This window comes from Lactobacillus agrestimuris, from assembly GCF_943193025.1.
Classification (GTDB): domain Bacteria; phylum Bacillota; class Bacilli; order Lactobacillales; family Lactobacillaceae; genus Lactobacillus; species Lactobacillus agrestimuris.
On record NZ_CALPCQ010000031.1, the window covers coordinates 1 to 17465 of the forward strand.

Below are 17465 nucleotides of genomic sequence, written 5' to 3' on the forward strand. Positions count from 1 at the left end.
GTAAACACTCCAGGTACTAGACCAGTAACTATCACAGTAACTTACCCAGATGGCTCAACAGACACAGTAACTACTACTATCACTGTTACTGAACCATCTGCTCCAGTAAGTCCTGTTACTCCATCAACTCCAGATACCCCAGAAACTCCATCAACTCCAGTAGCTCCTGAAACACCAGAAACTCCAGATGACCAAACAACTTCAGAACCTAAATCAAATGATAATACTGAAGATAAATCTACTAAGACTTCTAGAGTTCACAACACTAAGGTAACTCCTGTTCACGCAGCAAAGGTTGATAATGGTAACCACTCAAGCTTCTACGGTAACAAGAAGAGCGTTAAGAGTGCTAAGACATTACCACAAACTGGTGCACAAGATAATAGCTTGTACGGCTTAATCGGTTTAGCATTTGCTAGCCTTAGCGCAATCATGGTATTAGCTGGTGACAAGAAGCGTAAGAACTAAAAGATCGAATCTAAACATTCATTTGTTTAGATATTTGAATAATTAGTTTTAATCCAACAAAAACACATTCCAAATCGGAATGTGTTTTTGTGTGCCCTAATAATTGTGCCGAATGACAGAAATATCTTTAATTATGAAGAGCTAATAATATCACTAAATAAATAAAAAATAACAAGATAAAATATTTGCAAAAATTAGAAAAAACAACTAATATATTAGTCAGAGAGTACTATATTACTATGTATGTTTTAAGAAAGAGGAGAATAGATAAAAGATGTTGTCTAGTCGAAATTACAAAGAACGATTACGTCAAATGGAACAAAAGAATGAACACTTTTCAATTCGTAAGTTAACCGTTGGTGCGGCATCCGTATTGATTGGTATCTCATTCTTAGGATTTAATGCACACACTGTTAGTGCAGATACAACCGATAATGGTTCACAAGCTAACGAAAATGTAGCAAAGGATTCGAATGTTAAGTCAGACGAAGACAAATCAAGTCAACCTGTAACGACTTTAGAGGTTGCAGACCAAAAGGCTGAAACAAGTTCAGAAGCTTCAGCTGATAGTGCGGCACAAGTACAAGACCTTAAAATTAAGGAAACTAGCGCAGCAAGCGATGCATCAGAACTTAAAATTAAATCTGATGCTGCAAATAGTGAATCAAATGCAGTTTCAGTAGCTAAGTCAGAAGCAGCTAGCTCAGCATCGGCTGACTCATCAGCAGCTAAGTCGGCCGCAGAAGATGAAGCACTTAAGTCAATGGCTGACAAGGGTGCTATGGTTGGTAAGAACGAAAAGGGTATCTACGCTGCTTTAGATGCAACTACTCCAGAAGCACCAAAAGTTACAGTTCAAAATGTTACAGATTGGTCCAGTTTTATTAACGCATTAGAAAATGCAAATGTTGATGATATTAATATTACTCATGATATTACTGTAACTGGTAAAACTGGTAGTTTGGGTGGTCAATCATTAGGATACAATGGTTGCTTAAAATTTAATAAAGAAAATGTAGCCCGTAAAGTAACTATTACTGGTAATGGTAATACTGTTGATTTTGGTCATTATAGTTTAATGTTCCAAGATGCTAACCAAAAGAATGGCAATGGCTGGGATATTACTATTGATGATACTAAACTTAAGGGTGTATCAAAAGATGGTAGTGGTCAAACTAGTGCTACTGAACCAGGACAATTTGGACTTATTTCATTCGCTGATGTAAATAGCGATAATCAAAAGAAAGATACGGTTACCTTCAATAATGTTACTGCCAATGTAGAAGGCCGCTCAGTAATTACTGGTGCAGGACTTAATCATAATGGTGAATATTATACTTTGGTTTTAACTGGTGATAATGATGTTACTGCTAGTGAAGACTTAAAATTCCAAGGAGCAAGTGGCTCAGCACTTGATGCTGGTTATGTAAGAATTGATAATGGTACTACTAACATCAATGTAACCTCTGCATATGATGGCTCTAACAACTACGGTGGTAACGCCATCCGTACTGCACAAACTGATATCCACAATGATGATGGCTCAACTGTTTATACCTTTGATATCAAGAAGGATGCAACTTTAAATATTACTGGTGGTAAAGACGTTAGAGGTATCTTTGCCGTTGACGGGGTTCATGGTACTGCAAATATTGATGGTACTGTAAAAATGGACTTAGGTACTGGTCACTCAATGGCAGTCTTTGCTGGTAACTTAAATGTTGGTAAAGATGGTGTTCTTGATGTAACTACTGCCTACGATGCAACACCTGACTTTGGTCAAATTGGTAGATCAATTTCTAACTTCAATGGTGGTCAATATGGTGTGCTTTCAATTGGTGTTGGTAACCCAACTAACTTAACTAACGTAGACTCAAATACAATTAATGATGATGGTATCATTAGAGTAAAACGTACTTCAACCAATGAAGGTATGAACCCAATTATCTCAATGGGATCAGGTTCATCAGCTGTTTTAAAGGGTACATTTACTATTAATGTTAACCAAGGTGCAACTTTAGACTTACAAGATTCAAGACAACAAACTAATCTTGGTATGATCTTTGTTTCAGGTTCATCAGCCAACTCAAACATTAATATCGTTAACCCTAAGTACGTCAACTTACAAAGATTGAACACCCCACTTCCTAAGAATGGTTCAGATTTAATCTACCTTGAAGGTGGTGGCCAAAGCGGTAGAACTAATGGTGTTCACATTTCTAACGCTCCAATCGCAGAATGGCAAGCAGCTAATACTTCAACTGCACCAAACTACACTTGGATGGTTCAAAGTGTTAACTCAATGAACAACTGGGGAACTAATGCAGGTACAGGCTTTACTGTAGCTGGTCAAACTAGTCCTCAAAATAAAGATGGTCAAGAAAAATTCTTGTACTCAAATGGTAATGTAATCATGGCACCAAGTCAATCAGGTACTAACTCATTTGAATACAATGGTAGCCAAACTGTAAATAAGAACAGTAACCAAGGTATCATTACCCAAGGAAATGGTAGTCAAGCTTACTACACTCCATACTTAAACCAATTCTTAAACAATTATAGTTACTGGACTTCACAACGTTTAGCAATGGGTACAAGTTTACTTAACCCTGATTCACCAGTTAAGTCTAAAGATAATGATTTGTACGAACCAGAAGTTCAAACTATCAGCGGTACTACTAAGCAAACCTTAAACAACTTAGATCCTAACAAGGGTATCAAGGATTTACAAAAGGCAAGCATGGATGAAAACGGTAACTGGACAACTACTACTGTTCCAGTTGACGGTATTGTAAAGAATGTTGCATGGTACACTTCAGCTGATGCAACTGAATGGGCAAACACTATGGGTGGTGAAGATACACCAACTAACCCAGAAGGTAACTTGAAGACTACTGATACTTCAGCATGGGCAAAGGTTACTTACGAAGATGATTCAATTGACTTCGTAAAGATTCCATTAAACATTACTGATAAGACTAATGCAGAAACTTACACACCAAGTTACAAGGATACTGATGTAAAACGTGGTTCAGAAACTACTATTCCAGTAACTATTACTGATGCTGATGGTAAGACTACTACTGCTCCAGAAGGTACTAAATTTGTAGCTGGTGACTTTACTGCTCCAGAAGGTGTAACTGTAACTGTTGACCCAACTAGTGGTGCAATTAAGGTAACTACTAAAGATAATACTCCAACTGGTGAATTCGATATTCCAGTAACAGTAACTTACCCAGGTGACAACTCTACTGATAACGTAACTGCTAAGGTAACTGTAACTAATAGTGATGCTGATACTTACAACCCACACTACAACCCAGTAAACGTAAAACAAGGTGGTAAAGTTGAAACTGGTGTTCCATCATACGGTGAAGGCGTAACTGCTCCAGAAGAAAACGGAAAGAAGACTACTTACGCAATTCCAGAAGGAACTAAATTACCAGAAAGTGTAACTGCAACTATTGATCCAAACACTGGTAACGTAACTGTAACTACTAGTGACAACACTCCAGAAGGACCAATCTTTGTACCAGTAACAGTAAATTACCCAGATGGTTCACACGAAACTATTGATGCCCCAATCGCTGTTGGCGCAAACACATTTATCGGTACTGATTACAGTGTAAGTGTTGACACTAATTTAGATAACCTTCACGAAACTACTGCTAACAGTATGAATCCAGATGCCAAAGATGCAATTACTAAGATTACTTGGTGGAACAACAATGATGTTCGTGCCGGTAAGAACTTAGCTGGTAATGTAATTTACGACAAGGCTAATGGTACTGGTAACCTTGATGACGTAACTGTTGAATGGACTAACCCAATCAACACTAATGTAAATAAGGCTACTATGGATGAAGTTCTTCCAGGTTCTAATACTTCAACTGTTGATATTAAAAATAATCCAGCAATTAAGATTACTTACGGTAAAAACAGCCAATTAATTAAGGATACTGGTAATGGCTTATTCACTACTCAAGGCGGTAGCCAAACTGCTAGATGGTATGGTAATGGTGTAATTGTTGAAGGTGCTGCACCAGTTTCTGATGCTGCTTCGAAGAAACTTGAAGTAAAACCAGCTAAAGCCGGTGATGCTTTAACTGATGCAGAAAAGGCTTTACTTGATCTTACTAAGTTAGGTAATTTAACCGTTAACAAGCCTGTATCATATACCTGGGCAAACGACCTTAAGGCTGGCGAAACTAAGGGTACTGTACGTATTACTTTCCAAGACAAGGCCAAGAACGGTAAAGCAACTTACTTAAACGTTGAATTACCAACAGGTTCACTTAACGTAACTGACGGTACTGGAAATCCTACAACCCCAACTGATGCCGACAAATATGACGCAAATGGTGGTAACATCACAGTTGATAAGGGTCACAAGTTAACTGATGGTGATGCTGAAAAAGGTATTACTAACCATACTAAATTACCAGAAGGTACTAAGTACACTTGGAAGGATACTGATACTCCAGATACTGATACTGTTGGTGATAAGAACGGTATTGTTACTGTAACTTACCCAGACGGTTCAGTAGATGAAGTTCCTGTAATGGTTCACGTAACTGATGATGCTGACAAGTATGACCCACAAGGTTCTACTATCACTATCAAGAAGGGTGATCCAGCTCCAGATGCTGAAAAAGGTATTAAGAATCCTTCAGAATTACCAACTGGTACTAAGTACACTTGGGAAGTAGCTCCAGATCCTGATAAGGTAGGTAACCAACCAGTTATCGTAACTGTAACTTACCCAGATGGTTCAATTGACAAGGTTCCAGCAACAGTTATCGTAACTGATGATAATAATGGTAAGACCACAAACCCAACAGATGCTGACAAGTACGATCCAGAAGGTCAAGTTGTTACTGTAAACAAAGGTGACAAGCTTCCTGATGCTTCAAACGGTATTTCTAATACTAGTGATTTACCAGAAGGTACTAATTACACTTGGAAGACCCCTGTTGATACAACTACTTCAGGCGACAAGCCAGCTATCGTAGTTGTAACATACCCAGATGGCTCAAGCGAAGATGTACCAACTGTTGTTCACGTAAACCCAACTGATGCAGACAAGTACACTCCAGAAGGTCACAACATCACTGTTGATAAGGGTTCTAAGGTTCCAGATGCAGAAACTGCAATTACTAACAACGGTGACTTACCAACTGGTACCAATTACACTTGGAAAGATACTCCAGATACCAATACTATCGGTGATCACCCAGCTATCGTAGTAGTAACTTACCCAGATGGTTCACAAGACAATGTTCCAGTAATCATTACTGTTAAGGATCCTAACAACAAGCCAGAAAACCCAACTGATGCTGATAAGTATAACCCAGAAGGCGGTACTATCACTGTTAAGAAGGGTGATCCAGTTCCAGATGCTGAAAACGATATCGTCAACAAGAATGACTTACCAACTGGTACTACTTACACTTGGACTGATGGTACTCCAACAACTACTGAATCAGGTTTGACTTTACATGACATCACTGTAACTTACCCAGATGGCTCAAAGGAAATTGTTCCAGCTTATGTAAATGTTGTAAGTGATGCAGACAATTACACTCCAGTTCCAGAAGTGGTTGATACTCCTCAAGGCCAAGTTCCAGATCCTTCAGAAGGTATTGGCAACAAGGGCGACTTACCAGATGGTACTAAGTACACTTGGAAAGATACTCCAGATGTAAATACTATTGGTGATCACCCAGCAGTAGTTATCGTAACTTACCCAGATGGTTCACAAGACGAAGTACCTACTATTATTCACGTAACTGAACCATCAACTCCATCTATTCCTGATACTCCATCTACCCCAGTAACTCCTGTTACTCCATCAACACCAACTGATGCTGATACTTACACACCAATTGGTCAAGATATCACTACTCCAGAAGGTGAAGTACCAGATGCATCACAAGGTATTGCAAACAAGGATCAATTACCAGGCGGTACTACATACACTTGGCAAGATTCAGGTAAGGTTGCTGATGATGTTAAGAAGCCAGGTTCACACTCAGAAATCATCGTAGTAACTTACCCAGATGGTTCAACTGATACTGTAACTGTTAACGTTAATGTAGAACCAAAATCAGATGATGATTCTGATAAGGTACCAGCAGATAATACTAAGACTACTAAGACTAAGAAGCATGCTAAGCATAAGAAGCACAGTAACACTACTGATACTGCCGGCATTCATAGTGGTAATGTAAACGGTGAAAATACTAGTGGTGTTCACTCAGCAGGAATTGGTAATGGTAACGGCAACCACTCAAGCTTCTATGGCAACACTGGTGCTAAGAGTGAAATGGATGCTAAGACTTTACCACAAACTGGTGCACAAGATAATAGCTTGTACGGCTTAATCGGCTTAATGTTTGCTAGCCTTAGCGCAATCATTGTCTTAGCCGGTGACAAAAAGCGTAAGAACTAAAACTAACCATTCATTTGTTTAAATGTTTGAATAACTAGTTTTATCTAACAAAAACACATTCCAAATCGGAATGTGTTTTTTGTTTGCCGTAATAATATGTGCCGTGTGACACGTCCTAGACTTAGCCGCAATACCATGCTTGTAGAGTTGTTACAACTTGCTTGGGTTAATTTCAAACGTAAATAAAGCAATTATAGCCCTAAGAATAAATAGTCTTCAAATAAGAAAAAATAAAGTAAAAAAGAAAAAAGAAAAAACGTTGCAAAAAATAAAATAACGACTATTATATTAAGTGAGGGTAAAAGAACACCTATTATTTAAAAGAGTAATTTTTTGAGAGTAAGAAAGAGGAGAGTAGATAAAAGATGTTATCTAGTCGAAATTATAAAGAACGATTACGTCAAATGGAACAAAAGAATGAACACTTTTCAATTCGTAAGTTAACCGTTGGTGCGGCATCCGTATTGATTGGTATTTCATTTTTAGGATTTAATGCACATACCACTAATGCAGAAACAACTGATGGTTCACAAGCTAATAGCGATTCGGATGTTAAATCTGATGATACTCAATCTAACTTGAAGATTGAAAAGAGTTCAGATGTTGCAGAGACTGCTCAACAAAACACTACTGAAGAAAATTCTTCAGCAGCAAAAGACGCAAATAAAGATGTTGATTCAACAAAGGTCACATATGAAAAGCAGGCTACACTTCTTGAAACAAAGAAAAAGCCCGAAGATATAATCCTTACCCCAAAGGACAGCGAAGAGGATCTATTTAAAGAAAATTTAGTAGAGCAAAATGCTAAGGATGCAACAACTGTCCCAGTTAATAAATTATTTACTAACTTTATGGTAAGTCCAGCTGCATTAACTGAAAGTAAAGTAGCAGCTAATACCACCGCATCTGAAAAAACTGATGTTGCCAAAGAATTAGGCTTAAATTACACTGCAACTGATGTTCACCAAGGTAGTAACACTGTTATTTCTATAAATAATGGTCAAAAAGCTCCCAAAGATACAACTTACGGTCTTGCTACTGGTTTCAATGCTCCAGATGGTGTAACTGTAGATGTTAACTCATCAACTGGTCAAATTAATGTTGCTGCAACTACTGTTGCTCAATTGGGTAACTTTAACATTCCAGTAACAGTAAATAATCCAAATAACTCAGATAAAAGCCAAACTCCAGACACTATTACAGCTGCTGTAACTGTTGTTCAAGCTTACAAGAACACTGCAAATGTAGATGACTGGCAAGGAATGGTCAACGCATTAAATGATGCTAATGTTGATAACATTAATCTTACTGGTGATGTTACAGTAACTGGTCTTGTTAGTGGACTTACTGGCCCAAGTTTACTTCACTGGAATGGTTACAATGGTTTAATGGAATTAAATGGTACTAATGTAGCTCGTAAGGTTACCATTACTGGTAATGATAAGACCATTGACTTTGGTAAGTACTACTTACAATTCTTAGATAAGAACCAAAAAGATGGTGGTTCATGGGATATTACTGTTGATAATACCAAGATTAAGGCTGGAGACGTAGGTAGTAATGAAGCTGGTTGGATGGCTCCATTCTCATTTGGTGAAGTAAGTGCTGATAATCAAAAGAAAGATACTATTACTTTCAAAGATATTAATGCTAACATTAGTGACCGTGGTCTAGTTCGTGGTACAAATAGTACTAATCATGGTAGTGAATACTTTACTGCTATCTTAAAAGGTAACAACACTATTTACAATAAGGCCAATACTAATGGCTCAGCCGATAGTGGTTCAGTTATCGATGCTGGTTATGTGAGAATTGAAGATGGCACCACCAATATTGAAATGACTGATGCTGGTAGTGGTGCTAACAACTACGGTGGTGATGCTATCCGTACTGCACAAACTGATATCCATAATAATGATGGATCCACTGTTTATACTTTTGACGTTAAGAAGGGTGCCACTTTAAACATTAAGGGTGGTAAAGACGTTAGAGGTATCTATGCTGTCGATGGGGTTCACGGTACTGCAAATATTGATGGTACTGTAAACATGGACTTAGGTACTGGTCACTCAATGGCAATCCTTGCTGGTCAGTTAAATGTTGGTAAAGATGGTGTTCTTGATGTAACAGCTGCTACTGATGCAACACCTGACTTTGGTCAAGTTGCCAGATCAATTTCTAACTTTAACGGTGGTCAATATGGTGTGATTAACATTGGTGTAGGTCAACCAATTAATACGACTAACGTAGACTCAACCACAATTAATGATGATGGTATCATTAGAGTAAAACGTACCTCAACTAATTCAGGTATGAACCCAATTATTTCAATGGGATCAGGTTCATCAGCTGTTTTAAAGGGTACATTTACTATTAATGTTAACCAAGGTGCAACTTTAGACTTACAAGATTCAAGACAACAAACTAACCTTGGTATGATCTTTGTTTCAGGTTCATCAGCCAACTCAAACATTAATATTGTTAACCCTAAGTATGTCAACTTACAAAGATTAAACACTCCACTCCCAAGCAATGGCTCAGATTTAATCTACCTTGAAGGTGGTGGCCAAAGCGGTAGAACTAATGGTGTTCACATTTCTAACGCTCCAATCGCAGAATGGCAAGCAGCTAATATTTCGAATGCACCAAACTTCACTTGGATGGTTCAAAGTGTTAACTCAATGAACAACTGGGGAACTAATGCAGGTACAGGCTTTACTGTAGCTGGTCAAACTAGTCCTCAAAATAAAGATGGTCAAGAAAAATTCTTGTACTCAAATGGTAATGTAATCATGGCACCAAGCCAATCAGGTACTAACTCATTTGAATACAATGGTAGTCAAAAGGTAAACAAGAACAGTGACCAAGGTATTATTACTCAAGGTGCTGGTAGCGTAAATTACTACACTCCATACTTGAACCAATTCTTGAACAACTATAGTTACTGGACTCCACAACGTTTAGCAATGGGTTCACAACTTTTGACTCCTGATTCACCAGTTCCAGTTAAGGATAACGACTTATATGATCCAGAAGTTCAAACCATTAATGGTAATACTCACGAAACCTTAAATGACCTTAATCCAAAAGATGGTATCAAGGATCTTTTAAAGGCAACTATGGATGAAAATGGTAACTGGACTAAGACTACTGTTCCAGTAGATGGTAATGTTAAGGATGTTGCTTGGTACACTCCAGCAGATGCAACTGAATGGTCTAACACCATGAGTGGTATTGATGCACCAACTAATCCAGAAGGTAACTTGAAGACCACTGATACTTCAGCATGGGCAAAGGTTACTTACAACGATGGTTCACTTGACTTTGTAAATATCCCATTAAACATTACTGATAAGACTAATGCAGATATTTACACACCAAGTTACCAAGATGCTAGTGTAAAACAAGGTGAGAGTGTAACTACTGAAGCTCCAACTTACACTACTGATGGTGGTAAGGCCGCAACTGCTCCAGCAGGCACTACTTACAAGATTGATGATAATTTCCAAGTCCCAGCAGGTTCTAAAGTAACTATCGATGATACCACTGGTAAGATTACCGTTAATGCTGGTGCAAACACTCCAGTCGGTGAAATTGACGTACCAGTAACAGTAACTTACCCAGGTGATAACTCTACTGATAATGTAACTGCTAAGATTACTGTCACTGCAAGTGATGCTAATACTTACAATCCAAAATACAACCCAGCAAAGGTAAACCAAGGTGGTAAAGTTGAAACTGGTAATCCATCATATGGTGAAGGCGTAACTGCTCCAACAGGTACTACTTACAAGATTCCAGATGGTACTACTTACCCAGAAGGTGTAACTGGCACTATTGATCCAAACACTGGTAACGTAACTGTAACTACTAGTTCAAACACACCAGAAGGACCAATCTTTGTACCAGTAACAGTAACTTATCCAGATGGTTCACAAGAAACTATTGATGCACCAATCGCTGTTGGTTCAAACACATTCATAGGAACTGATTACAGTGTTACTGTTGAAACTAACTTGAACAACCTTCACGAAACTACTGCTAACAGTATGTATCCAGATGCTACTAGCATCATTAGCAAGATTACTTACTGGAACAACAATGATGTTCGTAAGGGTATTAATACTCAAGGTACAGTAGTTTACGACAGAGCTAACGGTACTGGTAATCTTACTGATGTTAGTGCAGAATGGACTACTCCAATTAACACTAATGTAGATTCAGCTACAAGTTCTGAAATTCTTCCAGGTACTGGTACTTCAACTGTTTCTGATGTAAACCCAGCAATCAAGGTAACTTACGGGGCAAACAGTGATTTAATTAAGGATACTGGTAACGGCTTATTCACTACTCAAGGTGGTAGTCAAACCGTTCGTTGGTATGGTAATGCTGTAACTGTACAAGGTGCTACTCCAGTTGCTGATGCAGCTTCTAAGAAACTTGTAGTTAGTCCAGCTAAGGCCGGTGATGCCTTAACTGATGCAGAAAAGGCTTTACTTGATCTTACTAACTTAGACAAGTTAACTGCTAACAAGCCAGTATCATACACTTGGGCAAATGACCTTAAGGCTGGTGATACTAAGGGTACTGTTAAGATCACATTTAGTGATAATGACAAAGATGGTCAAGCAACTTACTTAGACGTTGAATTGCCAGCAGGTTCACTTAATGTCGGTACTGAAGATGCAACAGGTAAACCAATCGTTACTCCACAAGGTCAAGAACCAAACGTAGAACAAGGTATTGGCAATGTACCAGACTTACCAACAGGTACAACTTACACTTGGAAAGATGGCGAACCAGATGTAAGCAAGATTGGTGAAAGTCCAGTCACAGTAACTGTTCACTACCCAGATGGTAATACTCAAGACGTACCAACTACTATCATCGTAACTGGTACTGAAAAGCCAACTGATCCAACTAATGAAGATCAAAAGGACTTGTTCAAGACTGTAACTAGAACTATTGATGGAACTACTCCAGATGGTAAGAAAGTTTCAGATCCTCAAACAGTAGTCTTTGCACGTACTAAGACTGTAACTGAACAAGATGGTAAGGCAGTAACTACTTACGGAGATTACCAAGTATTTGAAAATGGTGCACAAACTGACAAGACTACTGGTAGCTTTGCTCAAGTAGATGTACCACAAGTAGATGGTTACACTTCACAAGTGAACGGTAATGACGCAACAGTAATTCCTGCAGTTGACAATGTAACTCCAGATACTGAAAACGTAACTGTAAATGTAACTTACAAAGAAACTGATGCACACAAGTACACTCCAGAAGGACAAGATGTTCACACCAACATTGGTGGTACTCCAGAAGCATCACAAGGTATTGGTAATATTCCAAGCTTACCAACAGGTACTAAGTACACTTGGAAAGATGGCGAACCAGATACTAAGACACCAGGAACTAAGGGCGCTGTAGTAGTTGTAAACTACCCAGATGGTTCAAGTGAAGATGTTCCAGTTAAGGTAATCGTAAGTGAAGCTACTCCAACTCCAATTGTTACTCCACAAGGTCAAGAACCAAACCCAGAACAAGGTATTGGTAATGTACCAGACTTACCAACAAACACCACTTACACTTGGAAAGATGGTAAGACTCCAGATGTAAGCAAGATTGGTGAAAGTCCAGTAACAGTAACTGTTCACTACCCAGATGGCAATACCCAAGATGTACCAACTACTATCATCGTAACTGGTACTGAAAAGCCAACTGATCCAAAGGATCCAAGCCAAAATACTGGTAATGATGAGACTACTTTATTCAAGACCGTAACTAGAACAATTGATGGAACTACTCCAGATGGTAAGAAGGTTTCAGATCCACAAACCGTAGTCTTTGCACGTACTAAGACTGTAACCGAACAAGATGGTAAAGCAGTAACTACTTATGGCGACTACCAAGTATTTGAAAATGGCGCACAAACTGGCAAGACTACAGGCAGCTTTACCCAAGTAGATGTACCACAAGTAGATGGTTACACTTCACAAGTAGACGGTAAGAACGCAACAGTAATTCCTGCAGTTGACAATGTAACTCCAAATACTGAAAACGTAACTGAAAACGTAACTTACAACATTGATTCAGAAACTCAACAATATCAATTTGTTGATAAGACTAATGGTCAAAATGTTGGTGAGCCAATTTCAGTTAAGGGTGACTTTGGTAAACAAGTTCGAGTAAGCTTAACTGTTCCAGATAACTATGAATTAGCTGAAGGTCAAACTTTACCAACTGAAACTCCTGTTTTAGGTGTAACTAACCCAGTAATTAAGATTTACTTAGATCACAAGACTGAAGATGTAACTAACGATCCATCACAAGCAGACAAGGTAAGCAAGACAGTTATAAGAACAATTGATCTTGACATTGCTGGTAAGACTAGTGAATACACTAAGCAAACTGAAACTCTTCACAGAACGGCAACTAAGGACATAGTAACTGGTGAAGTAACTTACAGTGCATGGAACGTGAATGGAGCTAAGTTTGATGCCGTACCTGCACCAGAAGAAGCAGGCTACACAGTATCAAACCCAGATGCTGCACCAGAAGTAGCAATTACAGGTGAAACTGAAGATTCAACAGTAACCTTTGTTTACGGTGCTGATGAACACAGCCAAGTAATCGACTATGTTGATAAAGATGGTAATGTAATTAAGCATTATGATGTAACTGGTAAGACTGGTGAAACTGTAGATACTAACATTCAAAGTAATGTTCCAGAAGGTTGGGTAATTACTGATAAGACAATTCCAGGCCAAATTACATTTGGTTCAGATAACCCAACTCCAATTAATGTAACAATTGAACACGGAACAAAGGATGTAACTAACGATCCATCACAAGCAGATAAGGTAAACAAGACAATTACTAGAACAATTGACCTTGATATCGCAGGTAAGACTAGTGAATATACTAAGCAAACTGTAACTATCCACAGAGGTGCTACCGAAGACTTAGTAACTGGTGAAGTAACTTACGGTGCATGGAACGTAGATGGAGCTAAGTTTAATGCCGTAACTGCTCCAGCAGAAGCTGGTTACACAGTAACTAATCCAAATGCCGCTCCAGAAGTAGTTGTAACTGGTGATACTCAAGATTCAACAGTGACCTTCGTTTACGGTGCTGGAGAACACAGCCAAGTAATTAACTATGTTGATAAAGATGATAAGGTAATCAGTAGTTACAACGTAACTGGTAAGACTGGTGAAAGTGTAAATACTGATATTGCGAACCATGTACCAGAAGGATGGGTAATTACTGGTAAATACCCAACATCAATTACATTTGGTTCAGAAAACCCAGCTCCAATCAACGTAACAATTGAACACGGAACTGAAGATGTAACTAATACTGATGCAGGTGCTAAGTCAACCGTTACTGAAACAATCAATGTAACTACTCCAGATGGCAAGACTACTCCAGTAGTTAGCTCAGTAACCTTTAACAGAACTGCAACTAAGGACTTAGTAACAGGTGAAGTAACTTATGGTGCATGGTCAGATAACGGAACATACACATTCCCAAGCTACACTGTACCAACGGTTGCAGGATACACACCAAGTCAAAATGAAGTTCCAGCACAAACTGTAAAACCAGGTGATAAGGACTTAGTCTTTAACATCACTTACAGTACAAATGAACAAACTAGAAAGATCGTCTTTGTTGATAATGGCAACACTGTTGGAACTCAAACCTTAACTGGTAAGACTGGAACTAGCGTAATTATTGGTAACGGAAATGGTGAAACTCCATTAGAAATTCCTACTGGTTACGAATTAGTACCAAATACTACAATTCCAAAGACTATACCATTTAACGCAGATAGTAAAGATAACGGTGACATCACTGTTCAAGTACAAGCTAAGGTTGATACTGATGATGGACGTAATGACCAAGGCAACAAGGATGTTTACCGTGAAGTAACTAGAACTATTACTGTAAACATTGAAGGTAAGGCACCACAAACTGGTACTCAAAAACTTTACTTCTACAGAACTAAGTCAACTAATGAAGTAACTGGTAAAGTAACTTACACTGACTGGACTTCAGACATGACTGATGGTTCAACTAGCTTCTCAGACTTTGAAATTCCAAGTGCAGCAGGTTACACCAGAACCATTACAGGTGGCACAATCACTACCAAAGATGGTAAGGATTATGTAGCATCACAATCAGGCTTAGAAAACGGCGAACCAGTAAACAACATTACTGTAACTGTAAACTACACTTACTCAGATCAAACCGCTACAATCAAGTACGTAAACAACGCAGATCACAACGACGTTGTTGGTACTCAAGTAGTTGGTGGTAAGACTGGCGAAACTGTTCCAGTAAATCTTGAAGTTCCAGCTAACTGGAAAGTAGTTGGTGGACAAAATATTCCAAGTTCATTCACATTTGGTTCAGAACCAATTAAGGACACTATTGTCTACGTTGAACACGGAACAAAGGATGTAACAAACGATCCAAGTCAAGCAGACAAGGTAAACAAGACAATCACTAGAACTGTTGAAAAGAATGTAGCTGGTAACATTACCAAGGTTGCTAGTCAAACTGTAACTCTTCAAAGAAGTGCTACTGAAGACTTAGTAACTGGTGAAATTACTTACGGTGACTGGAACACTGCTAAGTTTGATGCAGTAACTGCACCAGAAGTAGCAGGATACACAGTAACTAATCCAAATGCTGCTCCAGCAATGGATGTAACTGGTAATACTGAAGATTCAACAGTAACCTTTAACTACACTGCAGATGGTCAAATTAGAAAGATTATCTTTGTAGATGGTGGTAAGACAGTTGGAACTCAAACCTTAACAGGAAAGACAGGAACTAGCGTAACTATTGGTAACGGAAATGGTGAAACTCCATTACAAGTACCAACTGGCTATGAAGTAGTACCGGGTGCTGAAATTCCAAGTAAGGTTCCATTTAACGGAAACAGTAAAGACAACCCAGACATCACTGTTCAAGTTGAAAAGGTAGAAAACCCAACTGATGCAGATAAGTACACTCCTAAGGGTCAAGATGTTCACACTAATGTAGGTGAAACTCCAAACGCTTCAGAGGGTATTGCAAACAAAGGTGATTTACCAACAGGAACTGGTTACACTTGGAAGACTACTCCAGATGTATCAACTCCAGGTACTAAGGACGCAACTGTAGTTGTAACTTACCCAGATAACTCAACAGATGAAGTTTCAGTTCACGTGATTGTTACTAAGAACCCAACAGATGCAGACAAGTACGATCCAGAACCAAAGGATATTAATACAACTGTAGGTAAGGAACCAAGTCCAGAAGAAGGAATTGGTAATATTCCAAGCTTACCAACAGGAACTTCATACACTTGGACCAATGGTGCTCCAGATGTATCAACCCCAGGTACTAAGGATGTATCAATCACAGTAACTTACCCAGATGGTTCAACAGATGTTGTAACTACTAAGGTAATTGTTACTAAGAACCCAACAGATACAGATAAGTACACACCAGAACCAAACCCAATTACAACTGATAAGGGTCACATGCCAGATCCATCAGAAGGTATTGGTAACAAGGATGACTTACCAACAGGTACCAAGTATGAATGGACTAATGGTGAACCAGATGTAAACACACCAGGTACTAGACCAGTAACAATCACAGTAACTTATCCAGATGGCACAACAGACACAGTAACTACTACAATTACTGTTACTGAACCATCTGCTCCAGTAAGTCCTGTTACTCCATCAACTCCAACAGATGCTGATACTTACACACCAATTGGTCAAGATATCACGACCACAGAAGGTGAAGTACCAGATGCATCACAAGGTATTGCAAACAAGAATCAATTACCAGGCGGTACTACTTACACTTGGCAAGATTCAGGTAAGGTTTCTGACGATGTCAAGAAGCCAGGTTCACACTCAGAAATCATCGTTGTAACTTACCCAGATGGTTCAACTGCCACTGTAACTGTCAACGTTAATGTAGAACCAAAAGCAAATGATTCTCAAAATGAAGTACCAAATTCATCAAATAACACTAAGCCTAATAAGACTAAGCATAATAATACTAAGAAGCATGGTAATTCTACTACTACTTCTGGTATTCATAGTGGCGATGTAAATGGTGAAAGTACTAGCGGTGTTCATGCAGCAGGAGTTGGTAATGGTAACGGCAATCGCTCAGGCCTTAATGGTAATAGCAATGATGCTATGAGTGATAAGAATGCTAAGACCTTACCACAAACTGGTGCAGAAGCTAACAAGGCTGGTTTACTTGGACTTGCCATTGCAAGTGTAGGAGCAATCTTAGGTCTTGCAGGTGGTAAGAAGAAGCGTAAGAACTAAAAGATAGGGATCTAATTCTTGATTCGCTAACAATTAGTTTTAAATGCTAATAAGACGCATTTCAATTTGGAATGCGTCTTTTTTGTACTTTATAAGTCCCAGTTTGGCTAGTATTTTGTAAGCGTCAAATAATCTAGTGTATTGAAAAAGTACCGTTTTAGTCTTTTTTACTAAACGGTGTTTTTTGCTTTCTA

General features: G+C 38.6%; 3 protein-coding genes. All 3 read left to right on the top strand.

Going from position 1 to position 17465, the window contains the following annotated elements; genetic code table 11:
• Positions 1-468 (top strand): LPXTG cell wall anchor domain-containing protein (locus NFR82_RS08860; protein ID WP_277612434.1); only part of this gene is annotated, 468 nt, incomplete at its 5' end.
• A 274-nt stretch (positions 469-742) separates the two neighbouring features.
• Positions 743-6919: a Rib/alpha-like domain-containing protein gene (locus NFR82_RS08865; RefSeq protein WP_277612435.1), complete on the top strand. Its 6177-nt coding sequence runs from the start codon at positions 743-745 to the stop codon at positions 6917-6919.
• A gap of 365 nt (positions 6920-7284) precedes the next feature.
• Positions 7285-17271, top strand: a complete 9987-nt coding sequence (locus tag NFR82_RS08170) for a Rib/alpha-like domain-containing protein (protein WP_251717798.1) — start codon at positions 7285-7287, stop codon at positions 17269-17271.
• Positions 17272-17465: the final 194 nt, after the last annotated feature.

What these genes read in the sequence shown, in the direction of transcription:
- NFR82_RS08865 (WP_277612435.1), top strand. Translation starts at nt 743, where the DNA reads ATGTTGTCTAGTCGAAATTACAAAGAACGATTACGTCAAATGGAACAA.
- NFR82_RS08170 (WP_251717798.1), top strand. Translation starts at nt 7,285, where the DNA reads ATGTTATCTAGTCGAAATTATAAAGAACGATTACGTCAAATGGAACAA.